Origin of the sequence: Kribbella pittospori, from assembly GCF_004331465.1 — a bacterium.
Lineage (GTDB): Bacteria > Actinomycetota > Actinomycetes > Propionibacteriales > Kribbellaceae > Kribbella > Kribbella pittospori.
The window spans coordinates 39,812-57,172 of sequence record NZ_SJKB01000016.1; the positions used below are offsets into that span (position 1 = coordinate 39,812).

The window sequence follows — 17,361 nt, forward strand, 5'->3', positions numbered from 1 at the left end:
GTGATGGACGGATCGATGTCGACGCTAGGTGAGGGACGGCAGCGAGGCCTGGTCTCGCACTGCTACCGGATGCTCGCCTCCATCACCGAGGCCGTCGAGGTCGCCGAGTCCGCGCGGGGGTCTTACGAACTCGCCACTCGCGAGTGCCTGACCCGAGCGGCTAGCCGTCCGCTCCCCACTGACCTCGCCGCCGCCAGCGACGATCCGGAAGGCGAGCTGCATCAGCGGTCCGAGGTCCTCTGGCTCGAACCGATCCCGAGCGACCTCGCCGATCACCACCCGATCGACCTCGGCTACATCGCCGCGCTCCAGCGCCTCCCCGCCCGCCAACGAGCGGCCACCCTGCTGCACAACCTCGAAGGCTGGCCGCTCAGCCAGGTCACCGACCTGTTCGGCCCGGTCGAGCTCCCGCCGCTACACGCTCCGATGCCGTCGGTGACCGACGACGCTCTGCTGGCCCGCTACCGCGAGGCGTTCGAGCAGTACGACGTACCTGCGATCGTCACGTTCTTCGCGGACGACGCGGTCTGGGAGATGCCGCCGTTCACCTCGTGGTTCCGGGGTCCGCGCAACATCGGCCGCCTGATCTCCACCCACTGCCCGGCGAAGGGCCCCGGCGACCAGTTGATGGTCCCGATCCAGGCCAACCACCAACCCGCGTTCGCCGTCTACATGCGCGACCCGAAGGACAACGTCCACCGAGCCTTCCAGATCCAGGTCCTCGCCCTCACCGCAGTCGGCATCGTCCACGCCGTCGCCTTCTTCGACCTGACCCTCTTCCAGTCCTTCCACCTCCCCGAACTCCTCACCGGCCTCCCACCGAACCTCTACGACGGCACCCCTCGACCCCACGTCGAGCGCCTCCCACGACACTCCTAGCCGCTGAAGGAGTCGCGGTAAGTACTGGGCGGAACCCCGACGTGCGCCTTGAAGAGCGTCCGGAAGTTGGCCGGTGTGCCAAGGCCGCAACGTCTCGCCACGGCGGTCACCGTGAGGTCGGTGGACTCCAGGAGTTCGCGCGCGTGGCTGAGCCTGGCATCGAGGAGCCAGCGCATCGGCGGCTGTCCGGTCTCGGTGTTGAAGCGACGGATGAGGGTACGCCGGGACAGGCCGGCTTGCTGTGCCAGTTGGTCCACAGTGATTGCCTCATGCAGGTTGCTCAGCGCCCACTCGTACAGCTCCGTCAGCCCATCCACCGGCCGCACGGGGAGGTCGATGTACTGCGCCTGGCCGCCGGTGCGATGCGGTGCGGCGACCAGCATGCGGGCTCGCTGGTTCGCTATCCGCGCCCCGAAGTCACGGCGGATGAGATGCAGACAAAGGTCCAGTCCCGCGGCGACTCCGGCCGAGGTCAGTACGTCGCCCTCGTCGACGTACAGCACCTTCGGCTCCACCGTGATCCGCGGGTACTGCTTGGCCAGAGCGGCAGCGTGCCACCAGTGCGTGGTGGCCCTTCGTCCGTCGAGTAGGCCGGCGGCGGCAAGGGCGAACGCGCCGCTGCAGATGGAAACCATCCGCGCACCTCGAGCCGCCGCCGACGCCAGCGCGTCGCAGACCTCGGCCGAGGGAGGCCCCGGCTCGGCCTGACCGGGAACGATGACGGTGTCGGCGGACTTCAGACTGTCCAGCCCGTGCTCGACGAAGATCGCCGGGCTGCCGTGCACCAGAACGAGTCCCGGCTGTTCGGCGCACACTGTCAGTGTGTACGGCCCGTCCGGCCAACTGCCGAAGACCTGCAAGGGAATCCCGAGGTCCAGCGCGAGGACGTTGCCGAGGACCAGCACGACCACATGGTGTGGGGCCATGGCACGATCCTAGCGGCGTACGTCACGGGTGCCACTCACGATCCGGGCCAACCCGTACCTACCGTCGCACCATGAGCATCCCTGCCCTACCCAACGGATCAGTGGCCCGCGCGGCCGTCGAGTACGTCCGATCGTTCGAGAGCGAGCCCGTCGCCAACCACAGCATCCGCAGCTACTTGTTCGCCGTCCTGCTCGCGGAGCACGAAGGTGTCGACGTCGACACCGAGTTGCTCTTCTACGCCTGCGTCCTGCACGACCTGGGCACCTCGGCGTCGGCTCCCGGCAAGCAGCGCTTCGAGATCGAAGGCGCCGACCTGGCCGCCGACTTCCTGACCAACCATGGCTATGGTGCACCTGAGACGGACGCGGTCTGGGAGGCGATCGCGCTGCACACCTCCCCGGGCATCGCCGAACGCCGAGGAGCGCTGGCCTACCTCACCCGCGGAGGCGTTGGCGCAGACTTCGGAATCGGGGTCGACTTCGTGACGGACGCACAAGGCGAAGCGATCCACCGGCGCCACCCGAGGTTGAACCTGGCCACTGTCCTGGTCGATGAGATCGTCCGTCAGGCCGCGGGTTCGGCTCAGGCAGCAGCACGCTTCACCCTCGCCGGCGAACTCTCCCGGGAACGAGGGGTGCTCGGCACCCCGACGAGCTTGGAGCTCGCGGCCGGCTCCTCGCGCTGGGGAGCCTAGTACTCGCCGTAGACCTGGACCTTGGTGCCGATCGGGGTTTCTTCGAAGATGTGGTGGATTTCGGGGCGGAGGACCCGGACGCAGCGGTGGCTGGCGGGGTAGGGCTTGACCAGGGAGTTCACCCGGGAGCCGTGCAGGGCGATGCCGGGACGGTCCTTCAGGAAGTAGAGGGAGTCGTACATGTACGCGTCCTCGTACAGGCTGCTCTCGTGCGCGCCGGCCCACTTGCGCCAGACCTTGCCGGTGCGGTTCGGGGTCTCGTAGCCGGGGCCGCCGGTCGACACCCACACGATCCGCTTGTAGGTCTTCCCGACGATCTGGTACAGCACCTGGCAGGTCTTGTTCACATAGATGCCGGGGGCACGCGTCGGCACTGGCGCCTTGGTTGCGTTGAGCACCGAGTACGCGTCGGTCAAGTTGAGCCCGGCGCGGTTGACCGGCAGCCCGTGGGTCTCACGCCACGCGCACAGCGCCTGCTTCGCCCGCACGGTGATGTCACCGTCGACGTCGCCGACCGGGTACCCGAGCTTGTCGAGTTGCTTCTCCACCCGGAGCGCGTAGTACTGCGGCTTCTGCTTCACCTTCTTCGGCTTCGGCGTGGGCTTGACCGTCGGCGTCGGAGTCGGTGTGGCCGAAGGCGTCGCGCTCGGCGTACTCGACGTACTGGTGGCGGAGGAAGGCGTGTCGGATGGGCTGGTTTCGCTCGCGGCCACGTCGGAACACCCGGCGAGCACGAACGACAGAATGACCGCACCGGCCACCAGACCACGTCGACGCGACATGATTCCCCTCTCCCTCAGCACTGTTCAGAGTCGCAGAACCACGCCGCACAAGGCGGTAACGCAACGCCGAAACGCTAGTACTCCGAGGGGCCGTCCGCGGGACGTTCCGCCGGGGCCGTCACCGAACTGTTGTCGACCACCGGTCCCGGGTCGTCCCGCAACCTGCTGTACAAGTACCCGTCCTGGTATTTCCCAGCCCGGAACTCGCACGCACGGATCACACCCTCGAGCCGGAAACCCGCCTTCTCCAAGGACTTCTGCTCGGCCACGTTCTCCGGATGCGTCGCCGCCTGGATCCGCATCACCGGCGTGTGGAAGAACAGGTAGTCGGTCAGCATCGCCTGCGCCCGCCAGCCGATCCCGCGACCACGGTGCTCAGGCAACAAAGCGATCCCGATCTCCCAGTACTTCGTCCTGCCCTCGAACGACCCCGATCGCCAGCTCACCATCCCGGCGGTCTCGTCGTCCGCGCGAACTATCAGCCGCGAGTCGTCCGCGCCGAGGAAGCCGTCCTCGGCGTACCGTCGGGCCGGCCCCTGGGCGTCGCGGAAGCCGCTCCAGTCGAGCCCGATCAGCCACGGCTCCACCCCGAATCGCCGGAACAGGTCAAGATCGCCTTCATCCACAGGCCGCAGCTCGATGCGCATGCTGACAGACTAAGTGTCCCGTAAGCGATGTAGCTTGGGGGACACTAGGCGGATGGAGTTCCGCATCCTCGGTCCGCTCGAGATCGTCGTCGACGGTCGCCCGGTCCCGACGCCCGCACCGCGGCTCTGCACGCTCCTCACCACCTTGCTGCTGCGGCCGCATCGCGTCGTCCCGGTCGGCGAGCTGATCGACCGGTTGTGGGCGGGCGAGACCCTGCCCGCGAACCCGACCTCCTCGATCCACACCTACGTACGCCGGCTGCGCGCCATCGTCGGCTCGCACGTCCTGCAGACCAGTCCCGGCGGGTACCTGCTGGCCGCCGAGGCTGCCGATCTCGTTGCCTTCCGCTCCTATCTCGCCAAGGCCGCCGACGACCCGGCGCGGAAGATCGAGCACCTCCAGCGAGCGCTGGACCAGTGGCGCGGTGAGCCGCTCGCGGTCGAGCATCACTACGCCGTCGGGCTGGTCGAGGAGCGGCTGACCGCACTCGAGCAGTACTACGACGCGCGGTTGGCGCAGGGCGATCACGCCGACTTGTTGCCCGAGCTGCGGGAGTCGAGTGCCAAGGAACCGCTTCGCGAGCGCTTCAGCGCGCAGCTGATGATCGCGCTCTACCGCTGCGGACGGCAGGCCGAGGCGTTGTCGGCGTACGACGAGATCGCGCAGCGGCTCGTGGACCAGTTCGGCCTCGACCCGAGCGACGAACTGCGCGAACTCCGGCAGTCGATCCTGACCTCGGCCCTCGACGAGTCGTCACCGCCATCGGGGGACTGGACCCGGCAGAACCAGCTCCCGCTCGACATCCGCACCCTCGTCGGCCGCGACGACCTGATCAACGATGTCGTGAAGCTCGCAGCGCAGACCAGCGGCGTACCGATCGTCGTGTTGACCGGCACACCGGGCGTCGGCAAGACCGCGCTCGCGGTCCGGGTCGCGCATCAGTTGGCGTCGTCGTTCACCGACGGGTTGTGGTTCGTCCGGTTGCGTGGAGCATCGGATCAGCCGCGCCGGCCGGACGACGTACTCGTCGACTTGCTGCGATCCTCCGGCGTCGATCCGCGAGCGATCCCCGACGATCTCGACGCCCGCGCCGCCGCGTTCCGCGCCCGTCTCGCCGGCCGCCGCGTCCTCCTTGTTCTCGACGACGCCCGCGATGCCGCTCAGGTCCGTCCGTTGCTACCTGGTACGCCGGGCAGCGCAATCCTCATCACGAGCCGCAGTACGCTCGGCGGCCTGGTTGCCCTCGAGGGCGCGACCAGCCTCAGCGTCGGCACCTTGGCTCCCGACGACGGGGCGTCGCTGGTCACCTCACTCCTCAGCCGTCGGGACACCGTCGGCCTTGACGACGCGGTGGCCGAACTCGTTGCGATGTGCGCTGGTCTGCCGCTCGCGCTCCGCATCGCGGGCGCCGTCGCGACCCATGGATCCGTGGCCGGCCTCGTCTCCCGCATGCGTGTGGCCGGCACACTCCCACTCCTCACCATCGACAACGACACCGCGGTCAGCGCCGCCTTCACCACGTCGTACGACCTCCTGGAACCCGCCGTCCAACGCGGTTTCCGCCTCCTGTCTCTCTTCCCCGGCCCCGAGTTCGGCGAAGGTGCTGCCGAAGCCCTCATCGGCCGTCACCACGCCGATGTCCTAGCTCGCCTGGAATCCGCCGGCCTCCTGCAGCCGGTCGGTCGCGGCCGCTACGTCATGCACGACCTCGTCAAGGAGTACGGCGTCCACCTCGGGACTCCGGAGCTCGAGGCCTGGAACGCCTTGTGTGCTTGGTACATCGGTACGGCGGACTTCGCGGTGCATTCGTTGCTCCCGACAGCGGTCCGGTTGCCGGTCACGTCGTACCAGCGCGTGCCGGTCGATGATCCGACGGACTGGCTCGAATCCGAGCTGGTGAACATCGAGGCCGTCGCCACGCGGGCTCTCGTCGTGGGGCCGCCCGACACGGCCTGGCTGCTCGCCGACATCCCGCGGCCGTACCTCTATCAGCACAGCCTGACCGACCTGTGGCGCAAGCTGGTCGAGCTCGGCGTCACGTCCGCGCCGGACGACCCACTGGCTCGGGGCGCGATGGAGCACGCGCTGGGGGTGCTGGCGCGGATCACCGGCGACGCCGAGAGCGCGACCGTGCACGGTGAGAAGGCGATCGGGCTGTACCGGTCGGGTGGGTTCGTCCTCGGCGAGGCGGCGTTGCTGTGCAACCTCGGCCTCGCCTCCAACGATCAGGGCCAGTTGCGCAAGTCCGCGGACCTGCTCGCCGCCGGGATCGAGCTGTTCCGTTCCATCGGTGAGGTCGACCGCCTGCCGATCGCGTTGCTGAATCAGTCCCTCAACTATCTGCATCTCGGCCGGTTCCGGGACACCATCGAGTGCGCGACCGAGTGCCTGGCGCTGACCGCAGCGGGCGACTCCCCGGTCGTGCGGGTCAATCGAGCGGCGGCGTACCTCGATCTCGGGAGGTACGACGAAGCGGCGGCCGACCTGGCCTCGCCGCCGGACGGCAGCCGCCTGGACCTGATCGCTTGGAAGCTCCAACTGGCCGAGTTCCACCGGCGGCTACACGACCACGCGACGGCGCTCCAGCATGCGTCGGACGCGCTCGTGGACAGTCTCGAGGTCTCGTCCAACTACCACGAATGCTTCAGCCGGCTCGTGATCGGCGAGATCCACCTGCACGACGCCGACCACGCGGCGGCCCGCTCGTACTTCGAACTGGTCGACACCGCGGCCGGCAAGTCGGGCTATGGCACGATCCTGGCCGACGTCCACTACTGGCTGGCCGAATGCACCTTCCGCGAGGGCCGTACGGCGCTCGCTCACGAACTCGCCGCCGCAGCCCTCACCGAACTCCAGGCTGTCGAGTACTGCGTCGGCACCTACCACGCTCACGACCTGCTCGCTCGCTGCGATGCCGCGCTGGGGCGGGACGACGACGCCGCCCTCCACGCTGCTGCCGCGGCGCGAATCCATGAGGAGACCGGCTACCTCCCCGGCTGGTGAATTCGGCTTACTCTCGTGACTAGGGGAGGGGCTATGGCTGGGCAAACGGTGAGCACGCCGGACGGTCGGAGGCTCGAGGTGTGCGTGTGGGGCGATCCCGAGGGCGCGCCGGTGTTCTGGCTGCACGGGACGCCGGGGAGCCGGTTTTTTCGGCATCTTGGCGACAGCTATCTGGATCATCGCCTGCGGGTCGTGACCTACGATCGGCCGGGGTACGGGCTGTCCACGCGGGTGCCGGGTCGACGGGCTGCTGACGTGGCGGACGACGTACGCGCGATTGCGGATGCTCTTGACCTGGACCGGTTCGGGGTCGCGGGAGTGTCCGGTGGCGGGCCGGGCGCGTTGGCCGCTGCTGCTCTGCTGCCGGACCGGGTGGTGCGGTGTGCGGTCGTCGCGGGGCCTGCGCCGTTCTCAGCTGACGGGCTCGACTTCGCTGCCGGCATGGCCGAGGACGAGTGGCACGAATGGCAGCTGGCCGTCGAGGGGGCCGCGGCGCTCGAGCCCAGTTGGCGCGATTTCCGGGGGTGGCTGGAGGTGGGCCTGCCCGGCGTAGCGGCCGACTACCGCTCGATCCTGATGGAAGCGTCGTACGAAGCCGGGCGGCAAGGCTCGGCGGGGTACATCGACGACTGCCTGAGTCGGGTCGACGACTGGGGCTTCGCCCTCGAGGACGTGCGCGCACCAACGCAGATCATGGTGGCGCGCGACGACACCTCGATCCCGGTCGCGCACGGGGAGTGGCTCGTACGCCGGTTGCCCGCCGCCGAACTGATCACGGTCGACGGCGGCCATCTCGGTCCTCGTCACGAGCCGGAAATGCGACTACTCGCGTGGGTCGGTCACGGGACCCCGTAGCTGTTACAGCCCGAGGTCGCGGAGGAACTCCGGCTTGTACGCCTGCATCACGACGTACCGGGGGTCCGGCACCTCCATGCCCTTGTTCTTCGCCGCGTCACTGGCCGCGTCGTGCTCGCCGACCGGGACGTTCGGGTCGGTCCACTCCTGCTCGGCCGGATTCCACCGGGTCACCGTGTACTCGGCGATGATGTTGTCGTCGGCAACCAATGCCTTGGCGGTCCGCTCCGCCTCCTGGGCGTCCTCGAGGGTGTGCGTGTACAGCAGCATCCGGTTCCCGTCGCGCGTCACCGTCACCTGACCGCCGAGCCGCTTCCGCGCGTCGTCGTCCAGATCGTGCGCCCGGAACCGCTCCCAGAACGTCAACCCGTGCTCCTCGTTCCCGAGCACAACCTCAACCCGAAACTCCTCATCCGCCATAACCACACCCTATCGACCCCGGTCGGTGCGCTTCGATCCCACCTGGGCGCTGTCCTGAGAGTTGGGACAGGTGAATCGCGTTGGTTCGATCGACTAGACTTCTGAGTCATGGAGCTGAGGCACTTGGAACACTTCGTGGCGGTGGCCGAGCAGAAGCACTTCACGCGGGCGGCCGAGGCGATGTCAATCTCGCAGTCCGGCTTGTCTGCCTCCATCCGTGCGCTCGAGCGGGAGCTGCGCGCCCCGCTCTTCCTCCGGAACACCCGCAGCGTCGAGCTCACCGAGGCCGGGCGTGCCCTCCTGTGCGAAGGGCGCCGTACGCTCGCCGCCGCCGAGGCTGCCAAGGACGCGGTTGCCGCGGTCCAGGGGTTGCTGCGCGGTCACCTGACTGTTGGGCTCGAGCAGTGCCTCGGGGTGGTCGACGTACCGGCTCTGCTCGCGAAGTTCCGCTCCGCGTACCCGGGCGTCGAGATCGAGGTCCGCCAGGCCGGCTCCACTCCGATGCTCGACGAACTCGCCTCCGGCCGGCTCGACATCGCGTTCGTTGCCACTGCCGGTGACCCGGTCGACGGCCTCGACCTCCGCCCGCTGTCCACCGAGTCGATGGTCCTCGTCTGCGCCCCCGACCACCGCTTGGCGTCGGCGATCGCCGTCTCCCTGGACGACCTGGTGGGGGAGTCGTTCGTCGACTTCGACCCGACCTGGGGAGCCCGCGCCATCTCCGACCGCGCCTTCGCCGCCGCCGGTGTCGCGCACCCGGTGACCATCGAGGTGAACGACGTACACACCCTCCTCGCCCTGGTCGCCCACAACCTCGGCGTGGCCCTCGTCCCCGAACGCATCGCCGCCAAACGAGGCGACCACATGACCGTCCCGCTCACCCCCGGCAGCGCCTCCGACTGGCAGGTCTCAGTAGCCATGCCCACCAGCCCCGCCGCCTCCCTGGCCGCCGACGCCCTCATAGGCATGCTCCCCACCACCGCCGGCCACAAATAAGCCCGGCCACCCCTGACCCCATCCCATCCACCCGACACGGATGGGTGAGCCCACGAGATGGTGGGTTCACCCACCGGATTCCGCTGGGTGAACCCACCGTCTGATGGGTCAACCCATCAGACCGGGGCCGCCTACCAGGCGTAGTCCTCGGGGGCGGTCTTGTAGCCGGGGAAGATTTCGTCGAGGCGGGCCAGGGCCTTCTCGTCGAGTTTGACGTCGACGGCGCGTACGGCGGACTCGAGCTGCTCCATCGTGCGCGGGCCTACGATCGGGCCGGTGACGGCGGGCTGGTGCAGCAGCCAGGCGAGTGCGACCTCACCGGGCTCGTGGCCGAGCTCGGCGGCGAAGGCCTCGTACTGCTCGATCTGCGGACGCAGCCGCTCCAGGGTCTCCTTGGCACGACCCTCGAGCCGGCGTACGCCCTCGTTCTCCTTGCGGATGACGCCACCGAGCAGACCGCCCTGCAGCGGCGACCACGGGATCACACCGAGGCCGTACTCCTGCGCGGCCGGCAGTACCTCGCGCTCGACGTCGCGCACGAGCAGGTTGTAGATCGACTGCTCGCTGACCAGGCCGATGTAGTTGCGCCGCGCGGCTGCCTCCTGCGCCTGCGCGATGTGCCAGCCGGCGAAGTTGGAGGATCCGGCGTACAGGATCTTGCCCTGCTGGATGGCGACCTCGATCGCCTGCCAGATCTCGTCCCACGGGGTGTTCCGGTCGACGTGGTGGAACTGGTACAGGTCCACGTAGTCGGTCTGCAGCCGCTTCAGCGACGCGTCCAGCGCGCGCCGGATGTTCAGCGCCGACAGCTTGCCTTCGTTGGGCCACCCGTCGCCCATGTCTCCGTAGACCTTGGTCGCCAGCACCGTCTTGTGCCGGTTGCCCGGGTCCTTGGCGAACCACTCACCGATGATCTCTTCGGTCCGCCCCGGGTAGATCGCCCGCCCGTACCCGTTGGCGGTGTCGAAGAAGTTGATCCCCTTCTCATGCGCCGCGTCCATGATCGCGTGCGCATCCGCCACCTCGGTGTGAGGGCCGAAGTTCATCGTCCCCAACACGATTCGACTGACGTTCAGTCCCGTACGTCCAAGCTGAGTAAAGTCCATACCTCCACCCTCCCGCGCGCCCGCTAAGACTTCCAACAAGAGAATCAGCTCAGTCCCATCACCAGAGCTTCTGAGTCAGCCGTGGGCGCGCGCCGCCTCCGACAACCTGCTCCGCACCGCCTCGGTCGGCTGCGCCCCGCCTTCGGCCAACGCGTCCAGGAGTGCGCCCACGAGCGCAGGATCCTGGGTGTGTTGAAGGTCGAGGTTGAGTTCGCGGTTCTCGCACGTACGCCGGAGCGCTGCGAACACCGGTGCACCCGGCTCCCGGAGGAGGCCGCCGCCGGCAACGACAGTCACCGGCTCCTCGAGTCCACAGCTGCCGGCCAGGCTGACGATGTAGTCGGCGAGGCGCGATGCCTGCGTGTCCACCAGTTGCGCCACAACAGCGTCGTCCTCGATCAGTGCCAGAACCGACGGAGCATGCGCGGCCAACGTCGCGAAGCTGAACGTGTTCTCCCGCTTGGTGGTCAGCTCGAGCATCTCCTCCGGCGTCGACACACCGAACAGCGGGGGCAGTACGGCGGTCAGCTTCGTCGACTCGCCCAGCCCGAGCTCGGACAGATACACAGCTCGCAACGCCTCGCCGACCAGGCCCGCGCCGCCGAGCGGATGCTGCAGCCACCACGACAGCGCCCACTCCTTCGCCGGACCCCTGCCCGCCAGCGCGGCACCGGTGCCGAGTACGACGGAGATGCCCTGCCCATCGAGCCGCCCGCACCGGATCAGCGCGAACCCGTCGTTCTTGATGCTGAGGTCACTGAAGCGGGGCTCTAGAGTTGCGCTCCAGAACTGCGCGTCCGCCGGCCAGTCGACACCCGCCAAGCGGAACGCAGCGTGCTTGATGTCCGACGGGCTGAGCCCTGCGGAGTCGAGCACGTCGCCGACGAGACTGAGGACGACCGCCTTCGCAGCCTCAGCCCCGGCTGGCGCGTAGATGTCGCCGACGCCACCGCGGGCGAGGCCGACGAGCTCACCATCGGCCGTCGTCAACCCCGCCCAGGTCTTGGTGTTCCCGGCGTCGACAGCAAGAAAGACGTCCTTCACTGAAGAAGTCTTTCCGGCAGGTACGCCGCATGCGCCGCGGCCATCTCGTCGTACAGGTTCTCGGCGATGGACAGGTCGGGCACCAGCGGGTTCGCGACCAGCGCACGGATCGCATCGGCCCGCGTGCCTTCCCAGGCAGCCTTGGCGACCAGCATCTGGTAGTCGGCGAGTTGACGCGTGATGCCGCGGACGGCGAGCGGCAGCGGCTGCTGCGGCTCGATGTGGCAGCCCTTCCGATCCACGCTGCAGTAGACCTCGACGACGGTCTCCGCATCGAAGCCGGGCAGTGCATTGTCGACATTCGGAAGGTTGACAGGCAGACGCGCACCCGTGTCGTTGTAGTAGGCACTCATCACGTCGATGGCCAGTTCGAGTTCGTGGATCCCGCCCCGCGACCGGGCCGGGTCGAGGTGGGGATGGCTGGACTCAGCCTGTTCGCGGTAGTGATCCCAGTACCCCGGAACCGCATCCATGATCACTTCCGACCGGGTCCGGGGCGCGGCCTGCTGATCCCTGAAGACCTCGTTGCGGAAGTAGTAGTAGTTGAAGTAGTCCGACGGAATGGACCGCATGACCACGGCGAGGTGCAGTGCACGCTTCGAGTTCGGATCGAGGGTCGGGTCGTCCTTGCGGCGTTCCCACGCTGCGTCGAGCAGGGGCATGACGTCTTCCCCGTCGTACAGGTGTTCGTAGCTCCAGCAGTTGTGGTTCACGCCGGCCATGGTGACCTTGGCTCGCTCGGGGTCGAGCCCGGCGGCCCTGAGGACGACCGGCGGGAAGACGATCGGCCCCTCGCACATCGAGTAGATCGGTACGGGCGTGTGGTCCGCGACCGCCTGGGAGACGATGTTGACCGGGTTGGTGTAGTTGAAGATCACCGCGTCCGGAGCGACGGCCTGCAGGTCATCGGTGATGGTCCGCATGTCGTTGATGGAGCGCAGCGCCATGAAGAATCCACCAGGACCTTGCGTCTCCTGACCGATGACACCGTGCTTGATCGGAATGCGTTCGTCGAGCGCGCGAGCGGCGAAGTTCCCGGGACGGTAGCTGGTCAGCACAGCGTCGACGTCGGCGAGGCCGGCGCGCTGGTCTGTGGTCGCGGTGACAGTGATGCCGTCACCGCCTTCCGCGGCGAGTTTCTTGGCGATCTTGAGGACGGTCTCGAGGCGCTCCGGGTCCTTGTCGATCAGCACCACCTCGGATCCCGCGAACTCCGGCCCGTGCCACAAGAACGACGCCATGGTGCCGGCCGCTCTGGAGGATCCTCCGCCGATGTAGGCCATCTTGATTCGAGCCATGTCCTATGAGACCCCTTCTCGTTCTGACTGTGCGGCTTGTTCATCTGCGTAGATGCGGGCGTTGTGGCAGTCGTGCACGATGGTCGCCGGCCACGCCGGGTCATAGCTGTCGGCCCGGCGGATCCGGTCGAAGGCGTACGCCTTGTTCGGTCCCCACAGCAGCATCACCACCGAGCGCGAGAGCGCCGCGAGTTCCGCCGTACCGATCGTGACGCCGTACGTCGGGACGTCCTCGAGCGACAGCAGACTCGGGAAGGTGGACACGTTGTCCCTGCGGGTCGACTCCGGTAACTCGACGACGCGGGTGGGTGCGTTCCGCGGCGTACCCGGCCCGTTCAGCGCGACGTGTCCGTCGCCCTGGCCGCTGGCCAGCAGGAACACGTCGATGCCACCTCCATCGATGAGTTCCTTCTCGAAGGCAGCGGGCTCGTTGGGGTCGGGCGCGATGAGATGGGCCGGGCGCAAACCCAGGTCGGCCAGGGGGTCGAGCAGGTTTCGCTGCGCCCATCCGAGGCAGCTGTGCGGCGTATCTGCGGAGAGCAGCTTCCAGTCGCCGGGTCGTCCTGTGACGTACTCGTCCATCATGACGATCCGCAGATTGTCGACAATCAAACCACTTTCGTGCGCGAGCCGGTCCAACGCAGCCGCCACCGGAGTCGCACTACGACCGGCCGGAAAACCGACGACGTACCTCTCCGCAGTGGCGAGCTGTTCCAGGATGTGCTGCGCGATGACCTCGCCGATCTCGGCGGCCGAGGGCATCACGGTGATAGGTGTCGCCACGTCACTCCTTGACGGCGCCGGCCATGACGCCGCTGATGAACTCACGCTGGAAGAACAGGTACAGAGCCACGACCGGCAACGAGACGATCAGCGAACCCGCCGCCATCAGGTTCACCTGCAGGACATGGCGGCCCTGAAAGGCGCCCAGGGCAACGGTCGCGGTCTGCTTCTCGGGGTCGCCGAGGAAGATCAAGGACAGGAAGAAGTCGTTCCACGTCCACATGAACGACAAGATCACCAACGTCAGCACCGCGGGGCGGGCCATCGGAACGAGGATGCGCCACAAGGTGCTCCACACGCCGGCTCCGTCGACGGCCGCGGAGTCCATCACCGAGCGAGGCAGGGCTCTGAACGTCGCCCGCATCCAGTAGGTCCCGAACGGGACGCCCATCCCGAGCTGAATGATGACCAGTCCCAGCCAGGAGTTGGTCAGGCCGATCTGCTGGAACTCGTAGTACAGCGGGATCACGATCACCTCGGTCGAGACCATCATCCCCAGCAGAATGACCGGGAACAGGAACCGCTCGCCGACCACTCCGAGGACGCCGAACGCGTAGCCGGAAAGGATCGCGAGGAGGGTCTGTCCGATCACAGCGGACACCGTGATGACGAGAGACGCGTACATGGAGTGCGCGAGGTTCCCGTCCCGCCAGGCCGCGCTGAAGTTGCTCCAGGCAACATCAGTGAAGTCCAGGGCGCCGGACGTGTTGGGGCTGAGGGAGGTCAGCAGGAACCAGGCGACCGGGAACAGCACCGCGACGGTCAGCGCGATGACGATCACGTAGTTGGAGACACGTTCGAATCTGGAGATCATCGGTCTCTGTTCTCCAGGATCCGGGTGATCGCCACCGCGATACCGAGGCACAGCGCGGCCAGGACGACCCCGGTCGCCGAGGCCTTGCCGACATCGGGATTGACGAACGCCAACTGGTACAGGAGTAGCGCCGGGGTGGTCGTCGCGTCCCCGGGCCCGCCCTGGGTCGTGATGTAGACCATGTCGAACGTCCGCAGCGCACCGGTGATGGTCAGGGTCAAGGCGATGGCCATTTGTCCCCGGAGGCTGGGAAGGGTGATCAGCCAGAACTCCTGCCATCGTGTCGATCCGTCCAACCGTGCGGCCTCATAGAGCTCGTCCGGGATGGCGAGGATGCCGGCCAGGAACAGCACCATGGTGAATCCGAAGCCGCCCCAGACTCCGATCATGCCGAGCGACGGAAGGGCCCAGGTGAAATCACCGAGCCAGTTGCGGGTGAGGCTGTCCAGGCCGACCCAGCGCAACACCGTGTTCAGTGGGCCATCGGGCGCGTAGATGCGTTTCCAGATGATCGCCACGACAACACTCGTCAGCACCTGCGGGAGAAAGAGGAACCAGCGGTAGATGCCCTCGCCACGGATCTTCGCCCGGCTGAGCAAGGCGGCACTGATCAACCCGAGGCCGAGCGGGATCAGGCCGAACATGACGATGAGCACCAGCACGTGCCCGAAGGCGGCGTACATCCGTGGGTCACGTCCGAACTCCAGATAGTTCTGCAGTCCCATCCAGGTCGGCTCGCTGACTCCGTCCCATTTGTAGAAGGAGTAGTTCACCGTCTGGATCAACGGCACGAGGACGATCGCGCCGTACAGCAGGAGGGCGGGGGAGAGGAAGAGCAACCCGATCCAGCGCCGTTTGCGGGTCTGTCGCGAGACGGCTCGCGTCCTTGGCCTGGCCCGGACGCTCAGACGTGAAGTCTGAACAGTCATCGCGCGTTCTGGAACTTGTCGTAGTCGGCCTGAACCGCCTTCACCAGGGCGTCCGGCGTACTCCGTCCGGCCAGCAACTGCTGGACCTGTCCACCGAGGGTGTCCAGCATCGACGGCGTGGACCAGTCGAAGTACGGGACGTAGCCGTTGTCCTTGTCCAGCGACCGCTGACCGGTGATCTCCGTACCGAACTCCGGGTTGTCCGCCGGCGCCTTGACGTCGTTCAGGAGCGGCAGGAAACCGTTCTCGACGACGAACTGCGCGGCCTCCGGACCGGCCAGAAAGTCGAGGAACGAAGCGGCGACATCCGGGTTCTTGCACTTCGAGCCGAGTGCGACCGCGGTGGACGCGCCCGTACCGACGACCTTCCCGCCCGTGACCTGCGGGAGTTGCACGTAGCCGTACTGCTGCTTCTGGGCGCCTTGGAAGGCCAAGGTTCCGGTGTACTCGAAGCGGAACGCGGACTTTCCCTTGAGGAAGGCGTCGCCGGCGTCGGCGAACTGGATGCCGGCATGGTTCGGCGTCAGCCAGCCCTTGTCCTGGTACGACTTCAGCCGCTCCGCCGCGTCCTTCAGACCAATCTCGTCGGCCTTCACCGAACCGGTCGAGTAGACGAAGTCGTTGATCTTCTTCTGATCGCCGAACAAGTCCTGCAAGGCCAGCAGGATCGCCGTCGACGACCCCTTGTCCTGAGATCCGTAGCCGATCGGGATGACGCCGGCAGCCTTGGCCTTCGTACAGGCATCCTCGAACGACGCGAGGTCGGTAGGCACCGTGGCACCCACGCGCTCCAGGATTGTCTTGTTGTAGTAGAGGCCGATCAGCGACGAGCTGGCGACCGGCGTGGCGAACAGCGAGCCCGAGCCCATCTCGGTGCCGTCTGCGGTGAACTGGGTCTGACGCAGGATCGTGCTCGGAAACTTGTCCCAGCCGAACGACTTCGAGTAGCCGTCCAGGTTGAGGACGAGCCCGGCCTTGGCGAGTGTGCCCAGGGACTGCCACCCGTTGTTGACCGTGATGATGTCCGGCGGGTTCTTCTCCTTCAACCGCAGGTTGGCCGTCTGGGTCAGCTGACCCCAGTCGACGGACGTGCGCTTGATCGTCACGTTCGGGTACTTCTGCTGGTACGCCTTCACCGCGTTGGCCACCCACTTGGCGGAGTCACCGCCCCAGAAGTCCAGCATCGACAGCGTCACCGTGCCGGCCGCAGCGACATCGATCGATTTCGCCGGTGTGGTCGGAGCGTCGTTGCTCGCCTTGGTGCCCTGAGGCGCGCAACCAGCCAGCGTGAACAGGCCGAGTGCGGCTCCCGATTTCAACACCGTTCGCCTGGTGACCATCGTGACTCCTTCGTCTGTTCCCGTGACTTCCGGCCACCCTACGACTCTGAAACCAGTTATGCCAGTCCCAACCAGTTCTGGATTGTGAGCGCACATGGGCCTGAAACTGGTATAGTGGCGGCCGTGACAGCAGCAGAGCCAGCGGTCGAACGGGTCAAGAAACGGATCCAAGACGGGATCGTCCGCGGGCGCTACCCGAGCGGCAGCCGACTGCCGAGCGAACGGCAGTTCGCGCTCGAGACCGGCCTCAGCCGCATGACCGTCCGGGCCGGCTTCCAAGCCGCCTCCGACGAGGGCCTGATCGTCCCGTCACCCCAACGAGGCTGGTACGTACGCGACCTCGTACTCCGTGAGCCCCCGAGCCGGCTGCAGTCCTTCACGGAGATGGCTCACGAACTGGGCTTCCGCCCCAGCTCGGAAATCCTCGACCACCGCGAACGCCCAGCCACCCTCGACGAGGCCCACCGCCTCCACCTCGCCCCCACCGCCCCCGTCGTAGCCATCCGCCGCCTCCGCGGAATGGATGACCGCCCCGTCACCGTCGAGGACCTGGTCATCCCCGTAGCCATCGCCCCCTGGCTACCCACCGCCGACCTGACCAACGCGTCCCTCTACGAACTCTTCTCCACCCACGGCATCGAGTTCTCCTACTCCCGCTACACAGTCCAAGCCCAAAACGCCGACGCCCCCCTCGCCGCCCTCCTCAACCTCCCCGCAGGCGGCGCCATCCTCGTAGCCACCGAAATAGCCTTCGCCCAAGACACCACCACCCCCCTCCTCTCCGGCACCAACCACTACAGAGGCGACGCCTACCAATTCACCGCCGACCTAACCCGCTAAGAC

17 protein-coding genes are annotated in these 17,361 nt (G+C 67.3%); 6 read left to right on the top strand and 11 right to left on the bottom strand.

Annotation, left to right across the window (positions count from 1 at the left end):
• Positions 1-15 precede the first annotated feature (15 nt).
• Positions 16-879 (top strand): nuclear transport factor 2 family protein, encoded by an 864-nt coding sequence (locus E0H73_RS36465; protein ID WP_202867729.1) that lies wholly within the window; start codon positions 16-18, stop codon positions 877-879.
• On the opposite strand, the gene E0H73_RS36470 is transcribed toward E0H73_RS36465, so the two are convergent.
• A complete protein-coding gene (locus E0H73_RS36470; protein WP_131364266.1) occupies positions 876-1,805 on the bottom strand; it encodes a GlxA family transcriptional regulator in 930 nt (309 codons plus the stop codon). The two genes, E0H73_RS36465 and E0H73_RS36470, sit on opposite strands and share 4 nt — an antisense overlap.
• Before the next feature lie 71 nt (positions 1,806-1,876).
• Between E0H73_RS36470 and E0H73_RS36475 the strand changes: the two genes are divergently transcribed.
• A complete protein-coding gene (locus E0H73_RS36475; RefSeq protein WP_131364268.1) occupies positions 1,877-2,500 on the top strand; it encodes an HD domain-containing protein in 624 nt (207 codons plus the stop codon).
• Here the strand turns inward: E0H73_RS36475 and E0H73_RS36480 are convergent.
• Positions 2,497-3,282: a L,D-transpeptidase gene (locus E0H73_RS36480; protein ID WP_238164504.1), complete on the bottom strand. Its 786-nt coding sequence runs from the start codon at positions 3,280-3,282 to the stop codon at positions 2,497-2,499. The genes E0H73_RS36475 and E0H73_RS36480 overlap by 4 nt on opposite strands.
• Before the next feature lie 74 nt (positions 3,283-3,356).
• The gene (locus E0H73_RS36485; RefSeq protein WP_131364270.1) at positions 3,357-3,929 is read right to left on the bottom strand and encodes a GNAT family N-acetyltransferase; all 573 of its coding nucleotides are present in this window, start codon (positions 3,927-3,929) and stop codon (positions 3,357-3,359) included.
• Between the two features lie 52 nt (positions 3,930-3,981).
• On the opposite strand from E0H73_RS36485, the gene E0H73_RS36490 reads away from it, so the two are divergent.
• Together E0H73_RS36490 and E0H73_RS36495 are read left to right on the top strand one after the other, a co-directional pair.
• On the top strand, positions 3,982-6,933 hold the full coding sequence (locus tag E0H73_RS36490) for an AfsR/SARP family transcriptional regulator (protein WP_131364272.1): 2,952 nt from the start codon (positions 3,982-3,984) through the stop codon (positions 6,931-6,933).
• Positions 6,934-6,966: 33 nt separating this feature from the next.
• Positions 6,967-7,788 (top strand): alpha/beta fold hydrolase, encoded by an 822-nt coding sequence (locus tag E0H73_RS36495; RefSeq protein WP_131364274.1) that lies wholly within the window; start codon positions 6,967-6,969, stop codon positions 7,786-7,788.
• Between the two features lie 3 nt (positions 7,789-7,791).
• On the opposite strand, the gene E0H73_RS36500 is transcribed toward E0H73_RS36495, so the two are convergent.
• Positions 7,792-8,208 carry a hypothetical protein gene (locus E0H73_RS36500; RefSeq protein ID WP_131364276.1) on the bottom strand — a complete coding sequence of 139 codons (417 nt, stop codon included), beginning with the start codon at positions 8,206-8,208 and terminating at the stop codon, positions 7,792-7,794.
• A gap of 108 nt (positions 8,209-8,316) precedes the next feature.
• Here E0H73_RS36500 and E0H73_RS36505 point away from each other — a divergent pair, with 108 nt between their 5' ends.
• On the top strand, positions 8,317-9,204 hold the full coding sequence (locus E0H73_RS36505) for a LysR family transcriptional regulator (RefSeq protein WP_131364278.1): 888 nt from the start codon (positions 8,317-8,319) through the stop codon (positions 9,202-9,204).
• Between the two features lie 131 nt (positions 9,205-9,335).
• Here the strand turns inward: E0H73_RS36505 and E0H73_RS36510 are convergent, their stop codons facing one another.
• From E0H73_RS36510 to E0H73_RS36540, 7 genes are all read right to left on the bottom strand, one after another.
• Entirely contained in the window at positions 9,336-10,310 is a 975-nt protein-coding gene (locus E0H73_RS36510; RefSeq protein ID WP_131364280.1) for an aldo/keto reductase, read from the bottom strand.
• Positions 10,311-10,385: 75 nt separating this feature from the next.
• Positions 10,386-11,354 carry a BadF/BadG/BcrA/BcrD ATPase family protein gene (locus E0H73_RS36515; RefSeq protein ID WP_131364282.1) on the bottom strand — a complete coding sequence of 323 codons (969 nt, stop codon included), beginning with the start codon at positions 11,352-11,354 and terminating at the stop codon, positions 10,386-10,388.
• Positions 11,351-12,652, bottom strand: a complete 1,302-nt coding sequence (locus tag E0H73_RS36520; protein WP_131364284.1) for a family 4 glycosyl hydrolase — start codon at positions 12,650-12,652, stop codon at positions 11,351-11,353. Before E0H73_RS36520 ends, E0H73_RS36515 begins: the two co-directional genes overlap by 4 nt.
• 3 nt (positions 12,653-12,655) lie before the next feature.
• Positions 12,656-13,435 carry a 6-phosphogluconolactonase gene (locus tag E0H73_RS36525; protein ID WP_131364286.1) on the bottom strand — a complete coding sequence of 260 codons (780 nt, stop codon included), beginning with the start codon at positions 13,433-13,435 and terminating at the stop codon, positions 12,656-12,658.
• Position 13,436: 1 nt separating this feature from the next.
• Positions 13,437-14,249 (bottom strand): carbohydrate ABC transporter permease, encoded by an 813-nt coding sequence (locus E0H73_RS36530; protein WP_131364287.1) that lies wholly within the window; start codon positions 14,247-14,249, stop codon positions 13,437-13,439.
• Positions 14,246-15,178 carry a carbohydrate ABC transporter permease gene (locus E0H73_RS36535; protein WP_165555959.1) on the bottom strand — a complete coding sequence of 311 codons (933 nt, stop codon included), beginning with the start codon at positions 15,176-15,178 and terminating at the stop codon, positions 14,246-14,248. Before E0H73_RS36535 ends, E0H73_RS36530 begins: the two co-directional genes overlap by 4 nt.
• A complete protein-coding gene (locus tag E0H73_RS36540) occupies positions 15,175-16,518 on the bottom strand; it encodes an ABC transporter substrate-binding protein (RefSeq protein ID WP_165555960.1) in 1,344 nt (447 codons plus the stop codon). The genes E0H73_RS36535 and E0H73_RS36540 overlap by 4 nt, the downstream gene beginning before the upstream one ends.
• Before the next feature lie 123 nt (positions 16,519-16,641).
• Between E0H73_RS36540 and E0H73_RS36545 the strand changes: the two genes are divergently transcribed.
• The gene (locus E0H73_RS36545) at positions 16,642-17,358 is read left to right on the top strand and encodes a GntR family transcriptional regulator (RefSeq protein WP_202867730.1); all 717 of its coding nucleotides are present in this window, start codon (positions 16,642-16,644) and stop codon (positions 17,356-17,358) included.
• The last annotated feature ends 3 nt before the right edge of the window (positions 17,359-17,361 follow it).

What these genes read in the sequence shown, in the direction of transcription:
- E0H73_RS36495 (WP_131364274.1), top strand. Translation starts at nt 6,967, where the DNA reads ATGGCTGGGCAAACGGTGAGCACGCCGGACGGTCGGAGGCTCGAGGTG.
- E0H73_RS36505 (WP_131364278.1), top strand. Translation starts at nt 8,317, where the DNA reads ATGGAGCTGAGGCACTTGGAACACTTCGTGGCGGTGGCCGAGCAGAAG.
- E0H73_RS36475 (WP_131364268.1), top strand. Translation starts at nt 1,877, where the DNA reads ATGAGCATCCCTGCCCTACCCAACGGATCAGTGGCCCGCGCGGCCGTC.
- E0H73_RS36520 (WP_131364284.1), bottom strand. Translation starts at nt 12,652, where the DNA reads ATGGCTCGAATCAAGATGGCCTACATCGGCGGAGGATCCTCCAGAGCG.
- E0H73_RS36465 (WP_202867729.1), top strand. Translation starts at nt 16, where the DNA reads ATGTCGACGCTAGGTGAGGGACGGCAGCGAGGCCTGGTCTCGCACTGC.
- E0H73_RS36480 (WP_238164504.1), bottom strand. Translation starts at nt 3,282, where the DNA reads ATGTCGCGTCGACGTGGTCTGGTGGCCGGTGCGGTCATTCTGTCGTTC.
- E0H73_RS36490 (WP_131364272.1), top strand. Translation starts at nt 3,982, where the DNA reads ATGGAGTTCCGCATCCTCGGTCCGCTCGAGATCGTCGTCGACGGTCGC.
- E0H73_RS36530 (WP_131364287.1), bottom strand. Translation starts at nt 14,249, where the DNA reads ATGATCTCCAGATTCGAACGTGTCTCCAACTACGTGATCGTCATCGCG.
- E0H73_RS36510 (WP_131364280.1), bottom strand. Translation starts at nt 10,310, where the DNA reads ATGGACTTTACTCAGCTTGGACGTACGGGACTGAACGTCAGTCGAATC.
- E0H73_RS36500 (WP_131364276.1), bottom strand. Translation starts at nt 8,208, where the DNA reads ATGGCGGATGAGGAGTTTCGGGTTGAGGTTGTGCTCGGGAACGAGGAG.
- E0H73_RS36540 (WP_165555960.1), bottom strand. Translation starts at nt 16,518, where the DNA reads ATGGTCACCAGGCGAACGGTGTTGAAATCGGGAGCCGCACTCGGCCTG.
- E0H73_RS36485 (WP_131364270.1), bottom strand. Translation starts at nt 3,929, where the DNA reads ATGCGCATCGAGCTGCGGCCTGTGGATGAAGGCGATCTTGACCTGTTC.
- E0H73_RS36535 (WP_165555959.1), bottom strand. Translation starts at nt 15,178, where the DNA reads ATGACTGTTCAGACTTCACGTCTGAGCGTCCGGGCCAGGCCAAGGACG.
- E0H73_RS36470 (WP_131364266.1), bottom strand. Translation starts at nt 1,805, where the DNA reads ATGGCCCCACACCATGTGGTCGTGCTGGTCCTCGGCAACGTCCTCGCG.